Origin of the sequence: Roseococcus microcysteis, assembly GCF_014764365.1 — a bacterium.
Lineage (GTDB): Bacteria > Pseudomonadota > Alphaproteobacteria > Acetobacterales > Acetobacteraceae > Roseococcus > Roseococcus microcysteis.
Genome location: NZ_CP061718.1, coordinates 1,566,372 through 1,591,606 on the forward strand (window position 1 = coordinate 1,566,372; position 25,235 = coordinate 1,591,606).

Genomic DNA, 25,235 nt, shown 5'->3' on the forward strand with positions numbered 1-25,235 from the left:
GAGATGGCCAATCCCCGCGACCCGGACCGCCCCGACCCCGACGCGCTGCTGGCCCTGGCGGCGCGGGAGGGGCGCGGGCGGCTCAAGGTCTTCCTCGGCGCGGCGCCCGGCGTGGGCAAGACGCATGAGATGCTGACCGAGGCCCGGCGCCGCATGGCCGGCGGCGCGGAGGTGCTGGCCGGCATCATCGAGACGCATGGCCGGGCCGAGACCATCGCCCAGATCGGCGACCTGCCCATCCTGCCGCGCGCGCGCCTCGAACATCGCGGCCAGGTGCTGGAGGAATTCGACCTCGACGCCGCCCTCGCGCACCGCCCCGACATCCTGCTGCTGGACGAACTCGCGCACAGCAACGCCCCCGGCAGCCGCCACCCCAAGCGCTGGCAGGATGTGGAGGAGCTGCGCGACGCCGGCATCGAGGTCTGGACCACCATGAACGTCCAGCACCTGGAGAGCCTGTCGGACGCGGTCGCGCGCATCGCGGGCATCCGCGTGGCCGAGACGGTGCCCGATGCCGTGCTGGCCGGCGCCGACGCGGTGGAACTCATTGACATCCCGCCCGCCGAGCTGCTGGAGCGGATGCGCCAGGGCAAGATCTACCGCCCCGACCAGGCCGCCCGCGCCATGCGCGGCTTCTTCCGCGAGGGCAACCTGGCGGCGCTGCGCGAGATGGCGCTGCGCCGCACCGCCGAGCGGGTGGATGCCGACGTCACCGGCTACATGCGCGCCAATGCCATCGCGGGGCCATGGCCGGCGGGGGACCGCGTGCTGGCGCTGGTGGGCGCAGATGCCTCGGCCGAGACGGTGGTGCGCCAGGGCCGCCGCATCGCGGACGCGCTGCGCGCGCCGCTGGTGGTGCTGCATGTGGAACGCCCGGGGGAGGTGGATTCCAGCGACCCCACGCCCACCCTGCGCCTCGCGGAGGAGCTGGGCGCCGAGGTGGAGACGGTGGTGGGGGCGGACCTGCCCGCCACCATCCTGGCCCAGGCGCGGGCGCGGAACGCCTCACATATCGTCATCGGGCGGGGGCGGCCGGGGGTGTGGCGGCGCTGGCTGGGGCGGACGCTGTCCGCGACGCTGGCGCGCCGGGCCACCGACTTCACGCTGCACATCGTGCCCGGCCCGGCCGGCAAGGCGCGCGCGGCGCCCTCCGCGCCGGCCGCGCTGCCGCCCTGGCTCGGCTGGGGCGCCGTGCCGGCGGCCGTCGCCCTGGTGGTCACGCTGGGCTATGGCGCGGAGGGGCTGCTGGCCGAGCGCACGCTGGGCATGGTGTTCCTGGCCGTGGTGGTGGCGCTGGCGGCCCTGCTGGGGCCGTGGCATGCGGCCCTGGGCGCGGTGCTGGGCTTCCTCAGCTGGAATTTTTTCTTTTTGGAGCCGCGCTACACCTTCGAGCTGCTGGACGGCGCGGACCTGGTCGGCCTTGGCGCCTTCGCCGCGGTGGCGCTGCTGCTGGCCGGCACCACGGGCAGGCTGGGGCGGTCCGTCCGCACGGCGCGGGCGCGGATGCTGGCGCTGCGGCGCCTGGTGGAGTTCAGCCGCCGCCTGGGTGGGCCCGGCGGGCTGCCGGAGCTGCTGCCCGCCGTGGCCGAGGAAGCCACGCGCGTGGCCGGCGCGCCCAGCGCGGTGGTGATGCCGCTGGAGCCGCTGCTGCCGGGCGCCGCGCCGGAACCGGTGGTGCGGGCCGCCATGCCCGTGACCATGGAGGTGGACGAGACGGCAATGGCGGCCGCGCGCTGGGCCTTGGCGCAGGGCCGTCCCGCCGGTCGCGACACCGACACCCTGCCCACGGCATCCTGGCAGTTCCGCCCCATGCGGACCGCGCGCGGCGTGGTGGGGCTGGTGGGCGTGAAGCTCGATGACCGGGCGGAGCCCCTGGCGGGCGAGACGGACAAGGCCCTGACCGCCCTGCTCGACCAAGCGGCGGTGGCCATCGAGCGCGCGCAGCTGATGGAGCGCGAGGCCCGCGGCGCCGCCCGCGCCGAGACCGAGCAGCTGCGCACCGCGCTGCTGACCTCGCTCGGTCATGACCTCCGCACGCCGTTGACCTCCATACGTGGCGCGCTGGGCACGCTACGCGCCACGGGCGAGACGCTGCCGGCGGAAACCCGCGCCGACCTGCTACTGGCCGCCGAGGAGGAGACGGCGCGGCTGTCGCGCTACCTGTCGAACATCCTGGACATGGTGCGCATCGAGCACGGGCAGCTGGAGCCGCGGCGTGAGCCGGTGAACATCCCGGAGGCGCTGGAGGTGGCGGTGGCGCGCGCCCGCCGCGCGACGGGACGCGAGATCACCGTGACCGTCGGGGAACGCCTGACCGAACCGCGCCTGGACCCCGCGCTGCTGGACCAGATCCTGGGCAATGTGTTGGACAACGCCCTCAAATTCTCGGAAGCGCCCCTGCGCGTGACGGCGCGGCGCGAGGGGCATGAGGTGGCCATCGCGGTGGAGGATGACGGGCCGGGCATTCCGGCCGAGGATCTGCACCGCGTCTTCGACCCCTTCTTCCGCGTGACGCGCGCCGACCGCGTGGCCGCCGGCACGGGCCTCGGCCTCGCCATCTGCCGGGGGCTGGCGCATGCCATGGGCGGGCGGATCGCGGCGGAGAGCCCCATCCATCACGAGAGCGGCGGCACGCGCATCACGCTGCGCTTCCCCGCATGACCACGAGGGATGCCGCGCGGATCCTGGTCGTGGATGACGAGCCGCAGATCCATCGCTTTCTAAAGCCGGCGCTCGAGGCGGCAGGACTCGCGGTGCTGCGCGCGGAAAGCGGCGCCGAGGCGCTGCGCCTGAGCGCGACACAGTCGCCAGATCTCGTGCTGTTGGACCTGGGCCTGCCCGATATGGATGGGCAGGAGGTGTTGATGCGGTTGCGCGCCTTCAGCCTGGTGCCGGTTATCATCGTCTCCGCACGGGAGCGCGAGATGGAGAAGGTGCAGGCGCTGGATGCCGGCGCAGATGACTATGTGGAGAAGCCCTTCGCCCTGGCCGAGCTGCTGGCCCGCATCCGGGTCGCACTGCGGCGCATGGCGCCTGCGGGGGCGAAACCAGCGACAGTGCTGCGCTTCGGGCCGCTTGAGGTGGACCTTGCACGCCGCATCGCACGCCTGGATGGGCAGGAGGCATTGCGCCTGACGCCTCGCGAGTGGGAGTTGCTGGCGGCGCTGGCACGGGCGGGCGATGGCCGTGTCGTGACACAGCGCCACCTGTTGGCCACCGTCTGGGGCGCGGCCCATCTGGAGGACACGCAGTATCTGCGCGTCTACATCGCGCAGTTGCGTCAGAAGCTGGGCGAGGCAGCCTCCCTCATCCGCACGGAGCCCGGCGTTGGGTATCGGTTTGGCGAGGATTCGTGAGGTCATTGGGCAACGGCATTTCCTCCGCATCACGGCACTGCCGCTTCGTCCCCGCCCCACCGACAGTGCTGCCGACACCAGACCGAACATCGCGCCGGAGACGTTCCTCGGCATTCACCTTGACGGCGATGAGCGCCGCGCCCCGGCGGCAGGCTCAACCGACCCTTTGCCCACGTCAGCCTCTAATCGCGTCGCCGCGAGCCGTACAACTCGCCAGACGGCCGTGGCGAGCCTGATGGGGCACGACCACCTCCAAAGGCACGAAGCGGAGGAGTTCGTCCTTCCCGATCTGATCCTGCTGCCGCTGGAGAGGTCGCGAGCAACGCCCGAATGCGCGCACGCGCAGCGCGCCCACATCTACATGCAGCTACGCCAAGCCAGCGCCGGGATGGGGGTAGGCTTGGGGGTACGCCCCCATCCAATCACCGATAAGCGAGCAATTTCAACGCCATATGGAGGAAATGTGGCGTCCCGTACGGGATTCGAACCCGTGCTGCCAACGTGGAGCCAAATACGGCCATCAATTCAATAAGTTAAACTTGGCAATGCAGCACGCTTGCCCAAAGCGATTGGGGCGCGCAATGCTGACGGGTGCCCCCAGCCCCCAAACTCCCCCTCGCGCAAGCCCTGCCCTACGCCCACCGAACCTACTTCAGCCTGGCGTGCCGCGGCTGCGGCCACCGCGCCGAAATGGGCATCCGCCGGGCCGTCAGGCTTGCCGGCGGGCAGTCCACCGAGGAATGGCTGGGGAGGCTGCGCTGCACCCGCTGTGGCGGGCGAGGTGCCATCATCACCCTCTGTGCGGACACCAGGGGTGAGGTGCAGAAGGAGCGGGAGGGGCCGCTGCCGGTGACGCTGGAGGAGTAGCGGCTACCGGCAGATCGCCCGGTTGAAGGCCCGGTCCACGCCCATGGCCTCCACCATCCGCTCAAGCGCCGAGCCGGGATTCTCGGCACGCATCTGCGCGAGCTGTCGGCTGGCCTCTCGCTGCACCCCGATGGGGAATTCCGTCACCCTGGGGCACGGCCGCTCAGTAATCCCCGCGCTGCATCCGCTCAGCAGCACCATCACGCTCGGCAGCCCGAGCCGCTTCATTGCCCGCATGGGTTCGCTCCTGATTCTTGCGCGCGGCCTGTGCCTGCGCCTGCGTGGCCCCGTCTCGCTTGCCCTTGGCCCAAGCGCCCACCAGGGCGACCAGGAAGGCAGCCAGCGCAGCCAGGGCGGCATAAAGCTCATGCATCACGCCGCCTCATGATGATGAACAGGATGGCCAGCAGCACGGCGCCCAGCACCAGCGCCACGCCGGTCCACTGCGGCAGTCCGGCCATGGCCTGAACCACCGGCGCGGCGGCAGCGGCAGCGGCGGCGATCGCGCCGGTCTCGATCGCGGCCTTGCCGGTGCCCGAGGCGGCGGCCTCCTTCACCGAGGTCACCGGGCGGAAGATGTTCGCCATCTCCACGCCCTTATCGATCACCGAAGCCGGATACGGATTGCCCCCAAGCTCGTGCCGGATGATCGCCTCCACCATCGGGCGCATCACCGCCCAGTCAGTCACGTCCAGCGGCTCATCCCGACCGATGCCCAGGGCGCGCGCCACTGCGGTCACATAGGCGCCCGTGTCGTTTTCCACCGGGGGGCATAGCGGTTGATGATGCCGCGCACGGTGTTGAGGCCGTGCCGCTCCTGGTAGGTCACCAGGTTGCGCGCCAGGGCCCGGATGCCGTGCTCATGCGTCTCGAAGGCCGCGAAGCGCTGCTGCGCCACGGGCAACCAGTGGTCGCCGCGCCCGATCTGGCCCTGCCAGTTGATGGAGGGGTGATAGTCCAGGTTCCCCGGGTTGCGATTGCGATAGCCGCGGGACTGCGTGGGGTCGCTCATGGCGCCCTCCTGTCTTGAGGTTGTGCGGATTGCGGCCTAGCGCCGCGCGAGGGTGTCCCGGCGCGGGAGAGACCGCGCGAGGGAGGGGCGGATCACGACTTGAACCAGCTGTAGACCATCGCTCCCAGCGCAAGCGCGCCGGCCAATGATGTCGGGAAGAACCATTTGATGACCGTCAGGCCGCCGGCGCCTTCGTCCATCTTCTTCTCGATGGCATCCAGCTTTGTGGCCATCACTCGCCGCTCGGCCCGCTCCTCTTGCAGAGTGGTGGTGATGTGCATCAACCGCTCTTCGAGCCGAGCGATGGCGGCGGCGCTGGGGTCCGAACCGCTCATCCTACGCCCTTCCGCGCCACGAGGATCACCCGCATTGCCGTCAAAACCCCGTCAGCGGCACAGGTTCCTCCTCGAAGAACGCCTGCACCTGCGCGTACATGGCCGCGTCCTCGTCCAGCGAGGTCGCGCGGTTGAACACCTGGAGCCACGCCACATCCCCCTGCCCGGTATAGGTGTTGAGGCTCGACCCCATGCGCGGGAGGGCGCCCGTCGCCTTGACGGGTGTGCGCGCGTCGGTGCGCGTGTTGGAGGTGCTGGCAGTCAGGTCGTGGACCGACCACCCGGCCGCGGTGAACTTCGCCACGCAAAACCGCCAGGCGGTCGGCGCGGCCGAAATCGACACCTCCGCCGTCGAGCCATTGGTGGGGTTGCCCGCTTCCAGGACCACGCGGCGGGCCAGCAGTCTCGGCCCCCCGCCGGTCGAAATGAAGCCGAACAGGAAGCCGCTGGTCCCGAGCGTGATGTTGCTCAGGATCGGGAAGCCGGTCGTGTTGCCGACCGGCTCTGCCGCTGGCCGCGCCAGCGCCATGACGGTGAACACGTCCAGCTCCGCCGCCGCGAGGCTCATGTACGCGGACTGCGAGGTGAACCGCGCCCAGCGATCCGTATAGGTCGGCGTGCCCGTGATGGTGCCGGCGCTGCCGCCTGCCGCGTAGTTGCGGGTGGTGTCGGGGGCGCCACTGCGCGGCGTGTGCAGCGCCGTCAGGCCCGCGCCCACGCGGGGGCTGATGGCGAGGAAGGGGCTGCTGACCGCGCCCGAGGTCTGAATGCGTAGGCCCGCCATTGTCTGCTCCTAGGTCGCTACGGTCTGACGGATCACGTCAGACTCAGTGATGGTGCCGGCCGCCTGCGCGCGCTCGGAATACCGCTGCAAGACGATTTCCTTGGGGTTGCTCGCGGCCAACCGGCCGAAGTCGACCGCGCAGAGCAGCTCATCCCCGATCCACGTCACCACCGGATACTGCGGGCGTTTCGTCGGGCCGCCATCGTTGGAGACGGCGCGGCTGTCGAAAGTGAAGCGCGTGTCTTCGGAGAAGGTCTCGGCCTCGTCCTCCGACAGCCAGCAGGTCATGTTGATCCGCGTCGCGGACACCAGGTTGTAGTTCTGGACCAGGACAATCCGCCCGCTCGGGCTGCGCGCGGCACATGCCCGGCTCTGCACCTGCCCGCCCTGCGAGAAGAACGACCACGCGCCCCAGGTCGCGCCACCGTCATCGCTGCGGCTGGTGTAGGTGCCGCTGGCGGTGCGGCGCCATTGCCGCAGCCGGTTGCCGGCCAGCGCCACGACGCTGCTCTCGAAGATGTTGTTCGTCACACCCGCGATCAGGCCGCTTTCGCTGATGACCGTGGACGTGATGCCGTCCCACCCGCTGAAATCAAGCCGGTTGATCCGCATGTTCACCGACCACTGGTCAATCGGCACATGGACCGCCCGGCCGATCAGGAAGGGCAGCATGGGGATGCCGTAGCCCAGCCAGTATTGGCGCCCGATCTCGAATGCGCCGGCCTCGGCGCTGGGGTTGTTGATCAGGAAGCCGTAGGCCGAGCGCGCAAACCCGGACGGGTTGCTGGTGCCATACAGCACCAGCAGCCGCCCGTCCGGGACGGTGTAGAGCTGCGGGTCAATGTTGGCGCGCTCACTGCCCTCCACGAAGGCCGGCGCAATGTAGAGGCACTCGAACCAGGTCGCTCCGTTGTCGTCGGAGAAGCGGAGGAACGTGAACCCCATATCGCCCTCGCCGCCCTCGCCGGGCCGCGTGTTCTGCCCGTAGGCCGCGACCCAGATGCGCTTGCCGGTCGGGCCGGGGCCCTCCGTGACGGCGATGCCAGGGGCCAGGTGCGCCTCGCGGACGCCGTAGGCCTCGGTGTCCGTCGAGAGGCTGCCCGGCGGGTGCGTGGCGCTTGGACGGTTGAGGGCGCCCGCAGCGTTCACCCAGCCCAGGACCGTCGAGGTGACCAGCCTCGGTGTGGAGAGCACGGGGCTGACCGGATCAGGCGGCAGAAATCCCGGCGGCGCGATCAGTTCATCACGCACGTTCAACCGCGCCATCTGCATGAGCCCGTCAGGGGCCATTCGCCACAGCACACGGCCGCCGCGCGTCATCACGCTGATGATGTCATCGCCGACATCCAACGAGGTGTCGCCCACCTCCACCACGTCGAAGTCGCCAAGCTCGGCCACCACCTCGCCCGCATCTACACGCGCGAAGTCCCCCTCCGCCGCGCGAAACCCTGCCGCCGCCTCGGACCAGCCATCGGTCTTGGTGCGAGTAACCACGCGCCCGCCCGCCGTGACCACGGCAACCAGGTCCGAGGCAGTGTCGCTCAACACGGTATCGCCCGTAATGCGCAGGGCCTTCGTGGCATCCTGAAGCGCCTCATCAGCCGCGATACGCGCGGCCTCCTCCGCCTCGATGTCATCCTGCAGCGCATCATCGGCCGCGATACGCGCCGCGGACTCAGCGGTGATGGCGGCGGCGCGCGTGGATGCCTCAGCCGCAATGGCCGCGGCGCGCGCCTCAGCCTCGGCCACGGTGCCATTGTAGAGCGCCGTGAAGCCCGCATTGATCTGCGCCTCCAGCCCCGCTTCGGTGGCGATGCCGGATGCGACGGGCAGGTTGAATGTCGGTGCGCTCATGCGTGTTGCTCCATGATCATTCCCCGCCTCCGTCAGCCGCCGTCGTGGTGGTCACGCTGTCCGAGTAGTTCGAGAGGGCGTCGAAGGGCCCGACCGTGCGCGCCCAGAAGTAGTACTGCGTGCTGGGCGCGAGGCCGGTTGCCGTGATGCCCACCACCTGGTTGGCCCCCGCGAAGATCGGCCCCGCGAGCAGCGTGGCGCTGCTGGTCGCGCCCACGGTGGCGAAGTAGAATCTGATGCCGCGCACCTCCGGCTGGTTGGGCAGACGGAAGCTGACATCGATGCTGTTGCTGGTGGCGCCGCCCACCGTGCCGTCAATGGGCGCGCTGAGGGACACGCTGGGCGCCCCCGCCACCACGCTGCCCGACACCCAGGCCGAGGCCTGCCCCAGCGCTGCCCAGCGGGCCCGCACTTCATAGGTCACGCCCGGTTCCGCCGGCACGATGAAGACGCTCGTTGTGGCGGGCGCGCCCTGCCAGTCGTACTCCAGCGAGGGCAGCGCCACCCACCCGCCCGAGCCCACGCGCCATTCCGCATCCAGCCACTGCGCGCGCGCATCGGTGGGCGCGTTCACCTGCACGCGGATGGCGGGCAGGATGGTCTCGCCGGTCGCGAAGGTCTCGCCGGGCACCAGCGTCAGCCCCGTGGGCGCGGCGATGGCCGATGGCGTGGCCACCACGGGCTCGCCCTCATCCACCGCCTGTTCCTCCGTCGCCGGGTCCCAGGCGAACACCGCCGCGCTGGTCTCCAGCAGCTCGACCGACATGGACGCGGCCACGGCGTCATCCTGCTCCGGGATCAGGCGCGGCGCGGCGGACACCACCTCATAGGTCCCGTTCATCGCCGCATAGGGCGCGGGCAGGCTGACCGTGACGTTGACGCCCGCCACCAGGTTCAGGAAGCGCGGTGGCACCACGAATTCCAGCCGCCGCTGCGCCCTGTTCCGGAACGCCGTGATCTTGGCCAGGCGCTGCGCCTGGGTCGGGCTGGTCACCATTGGCAGCGCCAAGTCCCGCACCACCTCCGGCCCGCCATCCGCCGCCTGCGCGCCGGGCACGCGATAGGGCGGCACGGCCGCCATCTGCCAATCTCGCGCGGGCGCCAGATAGGTGGCCGCCACGGTGGTGGCCAGGTCCCGGCCGGGCTTCCAGCGCTGGAAGCTCAGCCCCTCATCCAGCACCTCATCAATCGTCACCGTGGGCGCGATCCACACGCCCTCGGTCAGGCCCAGCTTGCCGCCGATCCGCACGAGGCGGGACCCGCCGGCATCCACCAGCGGCGCCACCTGGTCCTCCAACTCGCGGTCGGTCCAGATCAGCACGCCATCGGCGCGGTAGCGGCTTTCCGTGCCGCCCAGCTTGGCGACCGTCGCGGCATCGCTCGCCCGCGCCGCGAGGAAGCTGGGCAAGTGGATTTGCGCCAGCGGGTAGGGCCGCACCGGGTTGGTGCGCAGCGCGTCCAGCAGGCACAGGGCGCGGTTGGGCGTCCATGTCCAGGTGGCCTCATTGTCCGGGTCCTGCGCGATGTCGGCGGGGTCCCAGACGCGGCAGCCCTGGATCACCACCTCCACCTCGGGCGGGGTGCGGGGCCAGATTTCCGCGCGGCGTTCATTGGGGCCGGCGTTGAGCTGCGCCCACAGCACCGTCCGGCCCTGCCAGCCATCGGTCGCCGCCAGCTCGGGGAAGGCGGCCAGCAGATCGGCCGGCGGGGAGGTCTGGTTGCCAAGCCCGATCCAGAAGCGGTTTTCAGCCCCGATCAGGCCCAGGATACCGCTGGAGAAGGGCTCGCTCGTGATCAGCGCGCCGCCGCCCGTGGTGAAGTCATAGGGGTCGCCGCTCCATCCCACGGCGCGCTTGTCGAGATACAGCTCCTCGAAGGCATTGCTGGGCCGGCTGTTGAGGATGATGCACAGGCACAGCAGGCGGCCCCGCACCAGCATCGGCGCCGGGCTGCCCGAGACGCGGGCGCGGCCATAGACGTAGCGATAGGGCGGCAGCGATTGCGGTCGCGCGAGGTCCCGGATCAGCTCCGGCGCGCGCGGGGCGCCGGGGCGCATGATGGCCGAGAGCGCGAAGCTGGCCAGCGCGCCCACCAGATACACCGCGGCCGAGGCGATGACGGCCGCCGTGCCGGCCGCGATGCCCGCCGCCTTGAGGCTGACGATGATGCTGGCCGTGATCGGCTCCGCCCCCACCGGGACCGACCACAGCACGCAGACCAGCAGCGCGAGCATCACCGGCACCATGCGCGATACACCCCCGCCGTCAGCCACACGAAGCCCCGCAAGCCCTTCCCCGCCCAGGACGCGGCGCCCACCTTCAGCGTCAGGCTGTGCCGCTCCCCGATGCGCGCCAGGCCCAGCGCGCCCACGGGCGCCTCCAGGGGCGTCACGGGCCGCAGCCCCGCCTCCGCCGCCACGGCCTCGCACATGGCCTCCCAGCCCCCCAGGCGGGCCACCAGCGCCGCCGCGCCTTGGGCGGTGTCATAGGTGCCCCGATGCGCCTCCATCGGGTCCAGCCCGTGCAGCAGCGCGAAGGCCTCGCAGGCGGAGGTGCAGCAATCCGCCGCGCCCCACTGCCAAGGCCGGTCCATCACCTCGATCACGGCCGAGGCCGCGGCGGCGGGCGTCACGAAGCAGGCCATCGCAGCGTGCTCACCCTGGCCTCGATGTTGATCAGGTGCCGCCCCGCCGTGTCGCCGGGGAAGCGGAGGCGCTGGTCCTCATCACTGTGCAGGATGGCCGCCATCTGACGCATGGACGGGCCGGTGCCGAGGTCGAGTTGCAGCCCGTGCTGGATCACGTCGCCCTCACCGCTGATGGTGAAGCGCAGCGCGTCCATGTAGCCCGAGAACATCTCCACCGGGTCGCCCACCAGGGTGTTGCCGGCGGGCGCCGTAACGGCGCCGAGATAGATGGCGCCAGGGCGGTTGCGGATCTGCGCGTCGGCCTGGGTCAGCAGCACATCGGCGGGCCCGAAGATGGTCAGGCTCGCGCGCGTCGCCACGCCGCTGATGCCCTCGCCGGGGATGTCAATGCGCCCCACGCCGCCCACGCCCTGCCAGGTGGCCGAGGCCCAGGTGATGTTGCCGACGCCCGAATGCACCCGCACCGCGCCGCCCGGCCAGTCCAGATAGACCAGCACCACGGGATACCAGTGGCTCTTGCTGATCTCGGCCAGCAGCGCGGAGCCGATGCCGCGCGTCAGCGCCACGGGTCCACCTCCTCGAAGCCGCCCGTCACTTCGTCGGCGAACACTTCTTGGAATTCCCAGTTATACGAGAAGTCGCGGTAGGGTGGCTGCGGCGCGCGCGGCAGGTTGCCCACCACTTCGAACACGCCTTCATCCTCGGCCGCCAGGTTGGCGCCCACGATGGTGCCGAGCGTGAAAGCCCGGGTCACGCGCACCACCGCCACGCCGCTGGCGTTGGACCACGCGTTGCGGGCCACGCGCCGCACCTGCCGCACCACCAGGTCCTGCCGGCCCTCCACGAATTCGCCGACGCGCGCCACCAGGCGGTTGGGCGGGAGGTTGCTGATCTGGATGGCGGGGAAGCCCGCGCTGTCCGTGACCACCGTGGCGGGCAGCGCCGTGCCCGTGACCCAGGCCAGCGGGTCCGGTCCGCTGCCGATCTGCCAGGACAGCGGATAGTCGGTCTCGCCCTGCGTCCAGTTGATGACGGTGAGGCGCCGCTGCGCGTCCGGCACATCGGCCTCCAGCAGCGGGTTCCGGATGCTGGTGAGGCGCACGAGGTTGATGCCCCCGCGCAAATAGTCTTTCAGCACCTCCATGTAGCCGGCGCCGGTGCGCGAGAGGCCCGACACCGTGAGGCTGCACACCCGCCTCTCCCGCTTCGCGGCCGTGACGTAGCGGCGGCCGTTCAAGAGGTTGCGCGACTGCGCGATGGGCTGCACGGGCGCGGGCCAGTCGAAGGCCTGGATGCCCACGCGGGGGAAGCGGTAGACGAGGGTCATGCGACCGTGATCCGGAACAGCCACCGCACCGGCACGCCGCAGCGAAGCGCCACCCACGCCAGCAGGACGCCAAGGAGGCCCAGGCGCACCCAGGCGCGGGGTGCGATGCGCATGCGCAGAGAGCAGGTCATGCCAGCACCGACCGGCTTTCGCGGCGGCCCTCGACCAGACCCGCGACGGCACGCCGTGCCGATTCATCCGCGATGCGGCGGAACTTCACCTCATCCACCGTGGCGCCGCGGAAGTCGTAGTTGTTCACGATGGTCGGCGCGGCGCCCTGGCCGTTCGGGACGATGCCGCCCGACTGGCGCGGGACGAAGATCTCCGGCCCACGCTCACCCACCAGGTAGGGGCGCCCGGCCTCCACCGGCCCGCCCATGGCGCGCTTGCCGGCCAGCGCCTCACCGCCGCCCCCGAAGATGGCGCCGCCCAGCCAGCCGAACAGGTCGAAGCCGCCGCCCTTGCCGCCGCCGAAGATGCTCTGGAAGGCGCTGTTGAGGAACAGATCGCCCAGACGCGAGAGGATGTTGGACAGCGTATCCGCGAGGTTCTTGCCCGCGATGGCGGCCTTCAGGAAGTCACCCGCGGCGGTCGCGGCGAAGCGCGATGTCTGGCGCGAGAGGTCGCTGACCGCCTGACCCGCGCGCTGCGCCTGCTCCATCTGCTCGCCCAGCGCCTCACTGGCCAGGCGCACGCGCTCCTCGAAGAATTCCTGCGTGATCAGCCCTTCGCGCAGGAAGCTGTCGAGGTTCTGCATCTCGCGCGCATAGGCATCCAGCACCGGCCCGGCGCGATCCAGGCCGGCATTCTGCAGATTGATCTGCCGATTGTAGGCGTCGTAGGCCTGGGTGATTCGCTCCACCTCCTGGCGGCGCTGCGCCAGGTCTCGGGCGAGGTCTCGGCCGGTGGTGTCCACCTCCCCGCGCCCGCCACCTGCCGCGCGCGGCGGGGCGGGCGGGCCGAATTCCTCCACGCCGTAGGAGCCGGCAAGGCGCCGCCGCGACTCTTCCAGTTGGGTGATGTTCCGCTGGTCCACCTCAAGCTGGCGCACCAAGTTGTTGCGCTCGGCCTGAAGGCGATCTAGCAGCGCACGAGCCGACGACGTACCATCGGTGGGCGATCCGAGGGCGCTATTCACAGCGCTGCGCGCGATGGCCTCCTCCGTCGCCACAGTCCGCCGTGCCGCCGCTATCTGCGCATCGAGGCCTTGAAGCTGCACGGGCACATCGCCCTGCCTGGCCAGCCGCGTGGCGAGGTCCGCCTCCACCTGATCCCGCAAGCCCTGCCGAAGCACGTTCTGCGCTTGCGCCGCACGCTCGGCCGAGGTCAGCAGCAGGTCGTTGACTTCGCGCAGGGTGTTACGCGTCCGGTTGTCCTCATCCCGAAGACTGGCCATCCACTCATCAGCCGCGCGGCGGGCCGTCTCGGCGGCCTCGCCCACGCCCAGCACGTCGCGGCCCATGGCCACGATGCGGTTGCCGATATCGGTCAGCACGCTCTGCGCCAGGCCCAGCGCGGACCCGATCCCGAGCCCGGCGCCGAGGCCGCCCAGCAGCGGGCCCAGCAGTTGCAGCGCACGGGCCGCGGTGCCAGCCTCTTGCGTGACGCGCTGGAGGTTCCGCTCTCCGGCGTCACCGATCTCGCGCAGCCCGCGCGTGACCTCCTGGGCGCCCTGGAGCGAGAGGCGGATGCCGGCCTGACGAACAGTCGCACTCATGCCGCAAGCCCCCTCTCTCGCGCGCATGCGCGAAAAGCCCCGGAGCTGACGCTCTGAGGCCGTTCTGTTTTCGATGTGCTGTGCGCGCCTAAGCGGCGCCTAGTTGAAGCGGGCCCGGACCTGCGGGTGGAGGCGGGCATATTCCTCCCGCATCCAAAGCAAGGCCTCTCGCAGCCCCGCCGCCTCATATTCGCCCGTCAGAGAGTTGTTGAACGGATAGTTGATCCGCGCGGAATAGACCCGCTCACCCCGAAGCATATCTCGCACGACAAAGGTCGAGTTCTCAGTCCAGGCGCCCGTCCGGAGGCTGTCGAGCGGCCGGGGGTGGCCACCATCCACCCGAACCACCGGCATCGTCAGGATGGAGCTGGCTGTGTTGCGCCCGCCCACCTCGACCAGAAGAACACCTCCCGAGAAGATCACCCTCAACCGCTCACCCGAGCGCGCAACCTGCGTGGCAAAACAGGTGACCACGGCCCGGGCGCGGTCCAAAGCGCAATCGGCGCGCCACCGCCCCGCCACCTGGCGCGGAGTGAGCGGCGCCTCACGGGACGCCCGCAACGCATAATCCAGGTTCTGGGTCACGCTAGGCACGGGAGGAGGCTCCGCGGGCCGCATGGCCGGGGGCGCCACCTCACGCGCGGCAGGCACGCAGCCGGCCACCAACAGACCGGCGAACGCCAGAAGCACCACCGGCCGCGCAGCAGAGAGACGCCCCATCATCAACCCCCACCGTCCACGGGGCGCTATATGCCACATCCACGGCGCGGCTGCACAACTTCAACCAGCCACCTCTTCGCCACCTGACGCCTCTTTCCGCCGCGCCTCACCAATCCCCTGCCGCACCGCGGCCACCAGCTCCATCGCCATCCAGGCGGGCACCCGCTCGGCCAGCAGCACCGGCAGGGCGGCGGCGGCGTTCAAATCCAGCCCGCCCATGCCCGCCGTCACGGCCAGGCCGCAGGCCCGCCAGGCTAGTGCGCCCTGGACGCTTTCCGGCGCTTCCCGCTCGTAGGGGCACGCCCCGCCGCACTCCTGGCCGAGCGCTTCGCACCCCCGGCAGTATTCGGGCCCGTGGCCGAAGTGCCATGCGGCGCGGGCCCGGAGGCGTTTCCCTCCGCGGCCACCGCCTCCGGCCCCGCCGCCACCGCCTGGAAGAAGGCGCTGCCCACCTCGTCATGCTTCATCAGCGCCGCGATGGCCTCCGGCGTCACCGGCAGGGCCGCGCCATCGCGCGCCTGCACGCCTTCCCATTCCATGATGGCGTAGCGCCCCAGCTCCTCCAGCAGGATCTGGAAGCCCAGGCCCATCGCCAGGGATTTGTCCTGGCGCACCGCCTCATCCATCTCGCGCAGCCGCTTGCCCGCCGCCATGCGGGCGGCCTCCATCAGCGGCGTGGTGCCGGGCTTGATCAGCACGCGCACGCCGCGCGGCAGGTCCACCCAGCGCGGCGCGTCCAGCGCCGCAAGGTCCAGCGTGATCATGCGTAGGCCGTCCCCGCCACGCCGTTCTTCAGCGTGGCCACCACGGCCGCCGCCAGGCCCTCGCCGCTCGCGCGGAATTCATAGGTCACGTCCACGCCCTGCGGCCCCTCGATGCGCGGGCCGGGGCGGCTGAGGAAGGCGCGCTCCATGCGGAACATCAGGCTGCGCGTCTCCGAAACCTCGAAGCCGATGGACAGGTCCACCGGCGTGCCGGCGAGCGAGGCCGGCAGCAGCCCGCCCTCCGCGAAGCGCAGCGTCACGCTGCCCGTGCCGGTGAACAGCCCTTCCTCCGCCTCCTCGATCTTGCGGTCATTGCGGATGGTCCGCAGCGACTGGATGCCGTTGGAGAGGTTGAGACTGCTGGACGTGACCTTGCCCAGCGACGTCTCCCCCAGCTTGATCACGCCCGCCGCCCGGTTGAACACAGCGCCATGCGACAGCGCCGGCGTGCCGGTCCCGGGCGAGGACACATACTCGCCCCCCTGCCCCACCAGCGCGATGTCCGCGCGGGCCGGGCCGGCATTGCTGAATTCCAGCGCGGCCGAGGCCGCCCGCACCCCCAGGCCCCGCATGTAGCGGTTGCTGCCCAGGCGCGGGCCATAGTCCAGCACCAGCGTGTTGGAGGGCAGCGCCGCCGCGCCCGAGCTGAACACATGCGTGAACGCGGAGCCGGAGCCCGTGCTGGTGGGCGCCCCCATCAGCAGCCGCAACCAGTGCCCGAACCCGTCCGTGGTGACGGGCACGTTGATCGTGTCCTCCAGCGTCACCTCGCCCAGCATGGGGTCGGTCGGGTTGCGGCCCGTGCCGAGGCCCAGCACGGGCACGTCCAGCAGTTCCTGCCGCGGCGCCAGCGCGCCCGTCATCAGGCCCAGCTGGTGATAGTTGCCGCTGGCGGCCTCCCCGTAGGTCGCTTCCTTCAGCATCCACAGGGACACCGCCGCCCCGATCACCCCGACTGCCATGGTTCACCCCTTCAGGCGTTCGGCGTCCCGTAGGACGTCCATTGCATCTCAACCGGCAGCAGCGCCGCCGCCACGTCGCCCTCGGCCTCGGTGGGCTGCACCGCGCCCACGTCCAGCCATTCCACCGCGCCGCCCAGCAGCCTGTCCGCCGCCAGCGCGGCGCTGATCTGCCCCACCAGCGCATCGAGCCCGGCCGCGCGCGCGTCGGCGTCCTTGGCACGGAAATGCACCTCCACCTCCGCCCGCCAGGTGATGATGTAGCCGAGCGGCGAGAGGATGGTTTCCTGGTCCTGCAGCTCACCATCGAAGACGCAGACCATGCCCGCCGCGGGCAGGGTCGGCGCGCGCTGTTCGTTCCGCACCACCTTCGGGGCGGGGGCGGGCGTCTCAGGCTCCGGCGGCGGGTCCGGCTGCACCGCAGCCTCCACCCGCGCCAGCAGGGCCAGCAGGGCGGTTTCGCGCAGGCTGGTCATGGCTGGGCCGCGTAGCTGGTGCGGAGCACCTGCATCATCCGGTCATGCGCCCGCCGCGCCGTGCCCGCGATGTCGAAGGCCTTCCTGAGCTGCACCTGCCTGAGCAGCAGGAACATCGGCACGAAGCCCTGTTCCAGCAGCCGCGCGCCATACTGCCCGGCCGACAGGGACCGGCCGCCGATGCTGGTCCGGCGCGCGCCCACCCTGACGCGGTTTCCCGCAATGGCCTGACGCTGGATCCGGCCCGCCTTGGTGCGGCTGTTCGCCTCGGTCACACGGATGCACCACAGCTTGTTCTGGCTGCCCTTGATGGGCAGCACGAAGGTCTGCTTCTTGGCCGCGACCATCTGCGCGGGCGTGATGCGCGGCCTGCGGTTGCGGAGCCCGCCGCCTCGGTTCTCCTGCGTCGGCACTGCCAGGAACTTGCCGCCCTTGGCGCGGATCGTCGCGCCGCGGTCAAAGCCATCCGCGATGGTGGGCGCCCGGCTGCTGATCAGCGCCGTGGGCCGCAAGGTGGGCTTGCCGGGGCGCGGAAATACCTGGAGGCGCCACGTCCGCGCCATGCGCTCGGCCGCCATGGGGAAGCCGGCGCGCGCCTGGTCGCGCATCGTGCCCAGCGTCTCCTCGCCCACCAGCTGCACCGTCGCGCGCGCGGCCTGCTGGCCGGCCTTGATCTCGGCCTCCATCTGCCGCTTGAGGTCCATGCCCACGCGACGGACGTTCAGCACAGCGAACACTCCACCACCCACATGGTGCGCGTCTCGTCCCGCTGGGCCTGGCGCACCTCATAGATCTCACCCGCCACGTCGAAGCGCCCGCCCTCCACCGGCGCCTCGGGCAGCGCCGCCACCGGCAGGCTGATCGTGTAGCTGCCCACCGTGGAGGACAGCTGGAACCCCACCGCCGCCACGTCCGGCCTGGAGAGAATGACCCGCACCTGGTGCCGCACGTTCCAGGGCGCGACGTAGTATTCGGCGTCGTCGCCCAGATCAGGGTTGGCACACAGCACGGCCGCGGCGGCGGCGAAGGCGTTCATCGTCAGGCCTGGAGCGTGGTCAGGCAGGCGTGCTGCCAGTAGCCATAGCCGGCGTTGCAGATCCGCGTGACGCCATAGTGGTGCTCGCGGTTGTTGAACTCCAGCTCGCTGCCCTCGGCCACGGCCCGCATCTGCACGCCCTCCTCCTCCTGCCAGATGAAGGGCTTCACCCGGCCATCGGTGCGGAAGACGGCCAGCTTGTCCGTCCAGTTCAGGCGCGGATTCACGGCCGGGCGCACCGTGAAGCCGACGCCGGACCGCCCCAGCGGGTTGTCCTCGCCCAGGCTCAGCGTGGTCGAGGTCAGCGCCGTGATGGCCGGGCCCATGAACAGCGGCGGCACCATGCAGATGAACTCGCTCGCCGTCTCGTTCATCGGCTCGCCCTGGTCATCCTTGAAGCCCAGGATGGCGGCCACGGCCTGGAGCACCGCGCGCTGGATGGTGGCCGGCGTGGGGGCCGTCGGCGTTCCACCCGTGTCCTGGTCGCTGATGTCATAGACCAGGTCGTTGGACTGCGTGCCGGACTTGCCCTCGACATGATCCGTGTCGAAGAAGAACTGGCCATCGTAGCAGGGGGTGGATTCCCCCGCGTTGATCAGGTCGGACAGCAGGCGCGTGGGGTGCAGCGCCGCACGCACCGCCAGCTCATCCACCCGCACCATGATCTGGCCGGTCTTGTCGCGGCGCATGTCGTCGACAGAGACCTTCAAGGTGCTCTCGAAGACCTTGTTCTTGATCTCCAGGCCGTTCTGGCGGAAGCCCTTGGCCTGCCGCGCGCCGATCCATTCGCGCATGGCCGGCGTCATGCCCAGCCACTTGTACTCTTCGGTCTCCTGGTTCGAGGGGACCATGAAGCTGGTGCCGCCCACCCAGGCCGGCAGCTGCGTCTGCTCCAGGGTCGCGTAGAACTGACCGATGATGGCGCGCGAGCCGAGCGCGCCCGTGATGGTGCCGGACATGCCCGGACCTCCTTGCTGTGGGGTTGAGGATCAGGCCGGGCCGGAAGGCCCGGGCAGTCATGCGCCCGGCGTCAGCCGAACTGCTTGGCCAGGGCGTTCACGCGGGCCGCCAGGCTGGCGATGGCGTTGCGGACCTCCGCCTGCACATAGCTCGATCCGATGGCCGCGATGGTGTCCCCGGCCGTGCCGCCGGAATTGTCCGTCAGCGGCGCCACCGTGCCGAGGCCCGCGGCATCCGCGTCGAAGGCCACCAGCGCGGTGTTCGCCGCGATCACGCGCACCACGCGGCCGATGTGGCTGTTGCTGCCGGAAGTGAGGGTGAAGGTGTCGCCATCGCTCGCATAGACGGGCTTGCCGATGTCGGTCACGGCCACGCTGGTGATGGTCAGCACGATCAGGCCCATGCGGCGCACGCGCACCAGCAGGTCCCCATTCGCGGCGGGGGCCACGGGCACGCCGATATGGGCGAAGCCCGCGAACAGGTCACCGGCATTCAGCTGCCGGGCATAGCCTGACGCAATGCCGACGGCGCTGCCCTCATAGATGACGGCCGAGGCCGCCACGGGAAGGTCGGTGAAGTCCCCCAGCTCGAAGCTGCGGGCGAGGTTGGCGGAAAGCTGCGCCATGGTGGTTCTCCTGGGTTGGGGTGTTTCAGCGCTTGGAGATCAGCCGGATGGCGCCGCGCTGCTCCGCCTTCAGGAAGGCGGTGTAGCGTTCGATGCTGCCGTATTCGGCGCGCAGCTTGGCGTTGCCATCCCACTCCGCCTTCGCCCGCTCCTCCGGCGGCAGGGTGGAGGCATCGGCCGGCGCGTCGGCGCCGGCCACGGGGGCGGGCATGCTGGCCTGGAAGCCCGCCAGGCCCTGCCGCTGCGCCATCGCCTGCGCCATCGCCTGCGCGGCCGTCTGCGCCTGGATGAACGCCTCGGCCGTCCAGCCCTCATTGATGGCCATCTGCGCCAGGGCACGGGCGTCCGGCGTCGCCGCGGTCATGATGGCGGCACAGCGGGCCCGCTCGGCCGCCGCCGCATCCGGGGCGGGCGGCGCCGCCGGGGCCGGCGTGGTCGCCTCGGCCTTCACCTCCGGCTGCGCGGGGGTTTCCACCGGCGCGGGCGGGGCGCCCTCCGTCTTCACCTCCGGCACGGGCGCGCCGGTCTCGGGGTTGGTCTCGCTGTTGCTCAGGGCCATGGGGGCCTCCTGTCGGTTGCGCGGCGGCGCCGCCTGGTTGCTGCTCATGCGCGACGGCGCGGCCCGGGCCCGCAGCTCCGCCATCACTCCCTCGAAATCGCCCAGGCGATCGGCCATGCCGGCCTGCACCGCCGCACGGCCCAGGATGATCCCGCCGCCGCGCGTGGCCTCCAGCAGCGCCTCCTCCGACATGCCGCGCATCTGCGCGACGGCGCCGAGGAATTCGGCCGCCAGGGAATCGGCCATCGCCTGGAAGGAGGCGCGGCCGTCCGGCGTGTTCGGGTTGGGCCGCTTGTTCGGCGTCTGGCTGGAGACGAATTCCACCCGCCGCACGCCGCTGCGCGCATCCCGCTCGCTGGTGTCCGTGATGCCGACAATGGCGCCCAGGCTGCCCAGGTTCGCCACCGGCGAAACCCAGACCTCGCCCGCCGCCGCCGCCAGCCAGTAGCCGGCCGAAAGCGCGCCCCCGCCCACATGGGCGATCATGGGCTTGCGCTGCCGCGCGGCCTGGAGCGCCGCGGCCATCTCCGGAATGCCCGTCACCTCGCCGCCTGGGCTGTCCACGTCGAGCAGGATGGCCTGCACGCGCGAATCATCGAGCGCGAGTTGCAGGTCCATGGCCAGGTCCGCGACCGCCGTGGCGCCGGACAGCTCGGTCATCAGGCCGGCATGGCGAAAGATCGGCCCCGCCACATGCAGGATGGCCACGCCGTCGCGCAGCTCCGCGCGCCGCGCGCCGGGCAGCGGGCTGGCGGGCCGGGTGGCCAGCGCCTCGGTCGAAAGCCGGTCCTTCCACTCCGCCAGGTTCGTCAGGTCCAGCGGCTCCCGCGCCGCGATCTCCACGATGGTCTGGAAGGCGCCCTCGTGAATCAGCCAGGGCACGCCCGCGATGCGGTCCAGGATGCGCGCGCTCATCAGCCCCCCTGCCGCGGCGTCGCCGCGTTTTCCAAGTCACCATCCATCGGCATGTCGGGCACGGGCGCATCGTCCAGCGCGTCGCCCTGCGGCAGCCCCAGCTCGCGCAGCAGCGCGGCCTCCGCCGCCGCCTCGGCCACCACCGCCTCCCAGTTCTCGCCGGTCAGCTCCGCCGTCTCCCGCGTGCGGGAGGACAGGCCCAGGCGGATGCGGCGCTCGGCCGCGCGGACCTCGATCTCGGGGTTGATCTGGCCGAAGCTGTCGCCCGTCCAGCGCGCGCCCAGCCAGGCCATCCGCAGCCGCGAATCCTCCAGGAAGCCGGGCAGGACCAGCGTGCCGCGCAGCACCGCATTCCGGACCACCAGCTCATAGGCGGGCTGGCACATGTTTCGCGCCAACCAGACCCGCCGCACCTTGAAGAAGCCGGCGGCCTGCAACAGCGCCGCGCGGGCCGCGCTGTAGCTGGCCGTGAAGTGCTTCACCAGCAGCTCGAAGGGCAGTTCCAGCGCCACGCCCACCTGGCGCAGCACGGCCAGCACGAAGGGGTCGAAGCCCTGGCTCGGCCGGTCGGGCGCGAAGCTCTTCAGCGTCTCGCCCGGCATGAAGCCTTCCAGCACCATGCCGGACTCGAAGTTGATGTCGGCCCGGCGCAGCCCGCCGCCACCCGCAGCCGCGCCCGCCTTCAGCGGGCTGTCGCCCTGCGGCGATTCGCCCAGGATGGCGATGCAGGCATTCAGCACGGCCGCCGTCAGTTCCGCCTGGGAATAGCGGTCCAGATCCTTCAGCGTGGCCACCACCGGCGCCAGGTAGGGCACGCCGCGCGACTGGCCGATGCGCTCCCCATGCATCAGGTGCAGCACGCGCGGGCTGCCATCCGGCGCGCGCAGCGGCAGGCGCCGCCAGTTGCGGGCCCCCGTGCCCGTGCGCGGCAGTTCCGCCACATGGCAGGCCACGGGCACGCCGGCCTCGGTGTATTCGAGGCCGTCCGCCAGCGTCTCCGTGCTGGCCTTCCGGCCGGGGTTGGAGACGCGGTCGGCTTCGATCAGTTGCAGCGCGAAGTCGAAATCCGCGCCGGCCGGCCGCGCCACCGCCGCCACGAAGCAATCCCCGCTGCCCAGCACCGAGCGGAAGGCCAGCTCCTGCATTTCCTCGAAGCAGAGGCGCTGCGCGTGGTCCGCGTTCTCCCGGCGGCAGAAGAGCTGCCACTCGGCCTCCAGCGCGTGCTCGTACTCCTCCGCCGCCGCGGCGTTGATGCCGATGCCCGCCAGGATGTGCCGGTTCACCTGGGCCGAAAGCCGCAGCCCCGTGCCCACCACATTCGTGACCACCGTCTTGACCGCACCGCTGGCCAGCGGCGCGTTCATCATCATCTCGCGTGACCGCGCGCGCATCTCCGGCAGGCCGGGCAGCGCGTCCTCATCGGCCGTGCGCGGGCGGGCCACGAAGTTGCGCAGCGCCGCCAGCTCCCGCTTGGCCGCCTGGTAGCCCGAGGGCCCGGCGCCCGATGCCACCGCCATGCCCGATTCGCGCTGCACCGGCGCCAGACCGGTGCGGCGGGCTTCCGCCGCGCGGCGCTTCATCGGCCCGCGCCCAGGCTGATGCTGATGCCGCCGCGCCGCGCCTCGCGCGCCGCCAAGCCTTCCAGCCGCTCCACCCGCGCGTACAGCGCGCGCAGATCCGCATAGGTCACATTGCGCCCTTCGAAGGCCACCGACTGCGCGCCGCCCTCGATCGCGGCGATGGCCGCGCGCACGCGCTCAAGCTCCGCCGCATAGCTGTGGGACACCGCAACCTCCTGATTCAACCGACGCGCCGGCCCATGCCGGACACGCCCCTGCCCACGCCCGCCTGCACGGCGCGCTGGGCCATCGCCGCGGGCAGCTGCGGGGGCGTGGCCTCGCGGCCCAGCCCCGGCGCCCACAGCGCCCCCATGTCGCCCTGGTCGGGCTCGCCCTCGCCCAGCACCCGCGCGGCCAGCCGCGCCCAGTCCTCCGGCGTCAGCCGCTCGCTTGCCTGGCGGGCCAGGGCGCGCGTGTAGACGGCCAGGTCCCACGCCTCGTTGCGCGGGTTGACCTTCACCCAGAAGCGTTCGCCCGTGCGGGGGTTCTCGCGGCACTGCTCCGCCAGCAGCTGCTCCAGCCAGTCCCGATCCGCCATCTCGTTGAAGCGCAGCGCGCCAGGCGGCCAGCCTTCCGGGCCGGGCCCCTGCTCCGTCAGGCGCAGCGCCGTGGCCAGCTCGCTCTTCATGTCCCAGGTGCCCACCGGCCACAGCCGCACCTGGCCGATCTTCTGGCCGTTCCAGTCCACGTCGCGCGTGGAGGGCGTGCCGATGGCGGGCAGCCGCCACTTCGGCCGCCCGTCCAGCGCCCGCACCTCCGGCTCCACATCCGCCGCGTGGCGGCGGGCATAGGCATAGACGTGCGTGGACAGGTAGCCCGAATCCACGCCCCACACGGCGGGCTTCCGTGGCTTGCCCCAGCCATCCAGCCAATGCCGTCGCAGCAGCTGGTCGTGCAGCTTCCACACCTCGGGGCGCGTCGGGTCCCCTTCCAGCACGCCCTTGTCAATCAGCCACTGGCCGAAGTCGCGGTCGAACCCCCAGACCGCCCATTCCAGGCGATCCGATTGCACGTCCGTCGCGCCCATCAGGAACAGCACGGGCGGCGGCACGCGGCCTGGCGGCCAGCGGTCGCGCCGCGTCAGCAGCACTTCCGCCTTCGGCAGGTCCTGCGTTTCGTCCCAGGCCTCGCCCAGCCATTGCTGCACGAAGGCCTTGGCCTTGGTCGGGTCGCCCTCGGCCTTCTCGTACTCCTTCGCCACATCCGACCATGGGGTGAAGGGGCTGTAGAGGGTATTGATGCGGTAGCTGGCATGGCGGCTGCGCAGCGCCGGACGCGCGTGCACCCAGACGCCCCTGGCCAGCATCCTGCCCTTCGCCCGCTCCTCGATCAGTGATCCGCACTTCTCGCACGCATAGGCCGCCGTGTCGGGCTGACCCGGCGTCCAGTGCAGGTTGGCGATTCTCAATTCCTGCGGGTGGTCACAATGCGGACAAGGCACCATGAAGATGCCGCCCGAGCCTGTCTCGAACAGCTTGGTGATGCGGCACTTGCCCTTCACCGCTGGGGTGGAGATGTCCACCACCTTCTCGCCGCGCTTGCGCCACTGGATCGTCCGCGCCAGCGCCTGGTCCACCGGGTCGCCTCGGCCGCCCACATCGGCCTCGTATTCCGAGATCTCTTCGTTCACGAGAACGCGGGCGGTGCGCGACTGGAGGTCGCGCGAGGACGAGGCCGTCACCAGCTCCACCTGCGCGCCCTTGGCGCCAATCTTCACCGCGTTGGTCGAGGCCTGGGCGCTGCGCTCCGTCACATCCGCCACGGCGCGCTGCAGTTTCGGCGTAGCCTGGATCATCTTGTCCAGCTTGTCGCGGTTGTACATCCGCAGGCTGTTTAGGCTGGGCAGCAGCACCAATGCCTGTGCGGGCGTCTCGCACAGGATCTGCCCCAACAGGTTCAGACCCACCTGCGTCTTCCCCAGCTGCGCGGACCCCAGCAGCGACACGCGCCGCGTCGGGTTGTGCAGCGAGCACGCCTCCATGATCTCGACCAGGTAGGGCGCGCGCTCGTTGCGCCAGCGGCCCTGGCTCGCACCCTCCGCCACGATGCGCTCGGCCTGGGCCCACTCCGCAACGCTCCGGCGGGGGTCGGGGCGCATGGCCTCCGCAAAGAGGCCGCGCAGATAGTCAGCGCCGTCGTCAGGCGGCGGCATCACCTCCATGGTTGCTCTCCGAAGCGCCGGCCTCCAGGCGGGCGCAGAACGCCTCCAGCGCGGCGGCCAGGGCGGTTTCGCAATCCGCCACCTCGACGGGGTCCGTGATCACGTCGCGCGGCACAGCGGTCAGATCATCGCGCAGCTGGCGGAGCAGCGGCGCCCACACCTGCTGGATCTGCGACCGCTCGATCAGCTCCCCCTTGCGGGCGCGCAGTTCGATTTCCGCCCGCTCGGCATCGGCCGCCATCTTGCGGGTGCGCTGGGCGTTGAAGGTCGCATCCTCACTGGCCGGCAGCAGGCCCTGCCCAGCCCCACCAGGCTTCGCACGGGCCGGGTCTGCCGACGCCGCCCGATCCGCGTCCGCCAAGTGCGGGATGATCTTGCGATCCGCCGTCATGGACGCAGGCCGGATCACGCCCTGCGCCACCAGCTTGGACACATAGGGCCGAGATTTGCCGATCATGTCGGCGTAGGCCTGGAAGGTAACCCCGTCACCTTCACCCGTTACGCCCGTCATGACCGTAACCTCATTTCATGACCACCCGACTA

The 25,235-nt window shown here is 71.1% G+C and carries 29 protein-coding genes; 3 read left to right on the plus strand and 26 right to left on the minus strand.

What is annotated here, in order from left to right:
- Nucleotides 1-3: 3 nt before the first annotated feature.
- From ICW72_RS07410 to ICW72_RS07420, 3 genes are all read left to right on the plus strand, one after another.
- Nucleotides 4-2,661 (plus strand): sensor histidine kinase, encoded by a 2,658-nt coding sequence (locus ICW72_RS07410; RefSeq protein WP_191085611.1) that lies wholly within the window; start codon nt 4-6, stop codon nt 2,659-2,661.
- Nucleotides 2,658-3,356: a response regulator gene (locus tag ICW72_RS07415; protein ID WP_191085612.1), complete on the plus strand. Its 699-nt coding sequence runs from the start codon at nt 2,658-2,660 to the stop codon at nt 3,354-3,356. Before ICW72_RS07410 ends, ICW72_RS07415 begins: the two co-directional genes overlap by 4 nt.
- Nucleotides 3,357-4,046: 690 nt before the next feature.
- A complete protein-coding gene (locus ICW72_RS07420; protein WP_191085613.1) occupies nt 4,047-4,223 on the plus strand; it encodes a hypothetical protein in 177 nt (58 codons plus the stop codon).
- 3 nt (nt 4,224-4,226) lie between these two features.
- Here the strand turns inward: ICW72_RS07420 and ICW72_RS07425 are convergent, their stop codons facing one another.
- The 26 genes from ICW72_RS07425 to ICW72_RS07545 all read right to left on the minus strand — a co-directional run bounded on the left by ICW72_RS07425 (nt 4,227) and on the right by ICW72_RS07545 (nt 25,203).
- On the minus strand, nt 4,227-4,370 hold the full coding sequence (locus ICW72_RS07425; protein ID WP_191085614.1) for a hypothetical protein: 144 nt from the start codon (nt 4,368-4,370) through the stop codon (nt 4,227-4,229).
- Nucleotides 4,371-4,386: 16 nt separating this feature from the next.
- Complete coding sequence (locus tag ICW72_RS07430; RefSeq protein ID WP_191085615.1) at nt 4,387-4,596, minus strand: hypothetical protein; 210 nt, start codon at nt 4,594-4,596, stop codon at nt 4,387-4,389.
- Nucleotides 4,589-4,987, minus strand: coding sequence for a hypothetical protein (locus ICW72_RS20605; protein WP_223880895.1), 399 nt, complete (start codon nt 4,985-4,987; stop codon nt 4,589-4,591). The genes ICW72_RS07430 and ICW72_RS20605 overlap by 8 nt, the downstream gene beginning before the upstream one ends.
- Entirely contained in the window at nt 4,960-5,235 is a 276-nt protein-coding gene (locus tag ICW72_RS07435; protein WP_223880896.1) for a hypothetical protein, read from the minus strand. The genes ICW72_RS20605 and ICW72_RS07435 overlap by 28 nt, the downstream gene beginning before the upstream one ends.
- Nucleotides 5,236-5,327: 92 nt before the next feature.
- Nucleotides 5,328-5,570 carry a hypothetical protein gene (locus ICW72_RS07440; protein ID WP_191085616.1) on the minus strand — a complete coding sequence of 81 codons (243 nt, stop codon included), beginning with the start codon at nt 5,568-5,570 and terminating at the stop codon, nt 5,328-5,330.
- 40 nt (nt 5,571-5,610) lie between these two features.
- Nucleotides 5,611-6,354 (minus strand): hypothetical protein, encoded by a 744-nt coding sequence (locus ICW72_RS07445; protein WP_191085617.1) that lies wholly within the window; start codon nt 6,352-6,354, stop codon nt 5,611-5,613.
- 9 nt (nt 6,355-6,363) lie between these two features.
- Entirely contained in the window at nt 6,364-8,208 is a 1,845-nt protein-coding gene (locus ICW72_RS07450) for a sialidase family protein (RefSeq protein WP_191085618.1), read from the minus strand.
- Between the two features lie 16 nt (nt 8,209-8,224).
- Nucleotides 8,225-10,453 (minus strand): phage tail protein, encoded by a 2,229-nt coding sequence (locus ICW72_RS07455; protein WP_191085619.1) that lies wholly within the window; start codon nt 10,451-10,453, stop codon nt 8,225-8,227.
- Nucleotides 10,441-10,839, minus strand: a complete 399-nt coding sequence (locus ICW72_RS07460) for a DUF6950 family protein (RefSeq protein WP_191085620.1) — start codon at nt 10,837-10,839, stop codon at nt 10,441-10,443. The genes ICW72_RS07455 and ICW72_RS07460 overlap by 13 nt, the downstream gene beginning before the upstream one ends.
- Nucleotides 10,836-11,420 carry a hypothetical protein gene (locus ICW72_RS07465; protein ID WP_191085621.1) on the minus strand — a complete coding sequence of 195 codons (585 nt, stop codon included), beginning with the start codon at nt 11,418-11,420 and terminating at the stop codon, nt 10,836-10,838. The genes ICW72_RS07460 and ICW72_RS07465 overlap by 4 nt, the downstream gene beginning before the upstream one ends.
- Nucleotides 11,411-12,181, minus strand: a complete 771-nt coding sequence (locus ICW72_RS07470) for a hypothetical protein (protein WP_191085622.1) — start codon at nt 12,179-12,181, stop codon at nt 11,411-11,413. Before ICW72_RS07470 ends, ICW72_RS07465 begins: the two co-directional genes overlap by 10 nt.
- A 127-nt stretch (nt 12,182-12,308) precedes the next feature.
- Complete coding sequence (locus tag ICW72_RS07475) at nt 12,309-13,898, minus strand: hypothetical protein (RefSeq protein WP_191085623.1); 1,590 nt, start codon at nt 13,896-13,898, stop codon at nt 12,309-12,311.
- 99 nt (nt 13,899-13,997) lie between these two features.
- Nucleotides 13,998-14,483 (minus strand): hypothetical protein, encoded by a 486-nt coding sequence (locus ICW72_RS07480; RefSeq protein WP_191085624.1) that lies wholly within the window; start codon nt 14,481-14,483, stop codon nt 13,998-14,000.
- Nucleotides 14,484-14,678: 195 nt separating this feature from the next.
- Nucleotides 14,679-14,849, minus strand: a complete 171-nt coding sequence (locus ICW72_RS07485) for a hypothetical protein (RefSeq protein WP_191085625.1) — start codon at nt 14,847-14,849, stop codon at nt 14,679-14,681.
- 23 nt (nt 14,850-14,872) lie between these two features.
- Nucleotides 14,873-15,382, minus strand: a complete 510-nt coding sequence (locus ICW72_RS07490; protein ID WP_191085626.1) for a hypothetical protein — start codon at nt 15,380-15,382, stop codon at nt 14,873-14,875.
- Nucleotides 15,379-16,344: a phage tail tube protein gene (locus ICW72_RS07495; RefSeq protein ID WP_191085627.1), complete on the minus strand. Its 966-nt coding sequence runs from the start codon at nt 16,342-16,344 to the stop codon at nt 15,379-15,381. The genes ICW72_RS07490 and ICW72_RS07495 overlap by 4 nt, the downstream gene beginning before the upstream one ends.
- A gap of 11 nt (nt 16,345-16,355) precedes the next feature.
- Nucleotides 16,356-16,817, minus strand: coding sequence for a hypothetical protein (locus ICW72_RS07500; protein WP_191085628.1), 462 nt, complete (start codon nt 16,815-16,817; stop codon nt 16,356-16,358).
- Nucleotides 16,814-17,545 (minus strand): DUF6441 family protein, encoded by a 732-nt coding sequence (locus ICW72_RS07505; protein WP_191085629.1) that lies wholly within the window; start codon nt 17,543-17,545, stop codon nt 16,814-16,816. Before ICW72_RS07505 ends, ICW72_RS07500 begins: the two co-directional genes overlap by 4 nt.
- A complete protein-coding gene (locus ICW72_RS07510; RefSeq protein WP_191085630.1) occupies nt 17,539-17,853 on the minus strand; it encodes a head-tail joining protein in 315 nt (104 codons plus the stop codon). Before ICW72_RS07510 ends, ICW72_RS07505 begins: the two co-directional genes overlap by 7 nt.
- Nucleotides 17,854-17,855: 2 nt before the next feature.
- Nucleotides 17,856-18,812 carry a Mu-like prophage major head subunit gpT family protein gene (locus ICW72_RS07515; protein ID WP_191085631.1) on the minus strand — a complete coding sequence of 319 codons (957 nt, stop codon included), beginning with the start codon at nt 18,810-18,812 and terminating at the stop codon, nt 17,856-17,858.
- A gap of 71 nt (nt 18,813-18,883) precedes the next feature.
- Complete coding sequence (locus ICW72_RS07520) at nt 18,884-19,438, minus strand: capsid cement protein (RefSeq protein WP_191085632.1); 555 nt, start codon at nt 19,436-19,438, stop codon at nt 18,884-18,886.
- 25 nt (nt 19,439-19,463) lie between these two features.
- Nucleotides 19,464-20,912, minus strand: coding sequence for a S49 family peptidase (locus ICW72_RS07525; protein ID WP_191085633.1), 1,449 nt, complete (start codon nt 20,910-20,912; stop codon nt 19,464-19,466).
- A complete protein-coding gene (locus ICW72_RS07530) occupies nt 20,912-22,492 on the minus strand; it encodes a phage portal protein (RefSeq protein ID WP_191085634.1) in 1,581 nt (526 codons plus the stop codon). The genes ICW72_RS07525 and ICW72_RS07530 overlap by 1 nt, the downstream gene beginning before the upstream one ends.
- Nucleotides 22,489-22,698: a hypothetical protein gene (locus ICW72_RS07535; RefSeq protein ID WP_191085635.1), complete on the minus strand. Its 210-nt coding sequence runs from the start codon at nt 22,696-22,698 to the stop codon at nt 22,489-22,491. Before ICW72_RS07535 ends, ICW72_RS07530 begins: the two co-directional genes overlap by 4 nt.
- Nucleotides 22,699-22,712: 14 nt before the next feature.
- Nucleotides 22,713-24,692, minus strand: a complete 1,980-nt coding sequence (locus ICW72_RS07540; RefSeq protein ID WP_191085636.1) for a phage terminase large subunit family protein — start codon at nt 24,690-24,692, stop codon at nt 22,713-22,715.
- The gene (locus ICW72_RS07545; RefSeq protein ID WP_191085637.1) at nt 24,670-25,203 is read right to left on the minus strand and encodes a hypothetical protein; all 534 of its coding nucleotides are present in this window, start codon (nt 25,201-25,203) and stop codon (nt 24,670-24,672) included. The genes ICW72_RS07540 and ICW72_RS07545 overlap by 23 nt, the downstream gene beginning before the upstream one ends.
- Nucleotides 25,204-25,235: the final 32 nt, after the last annotated feature.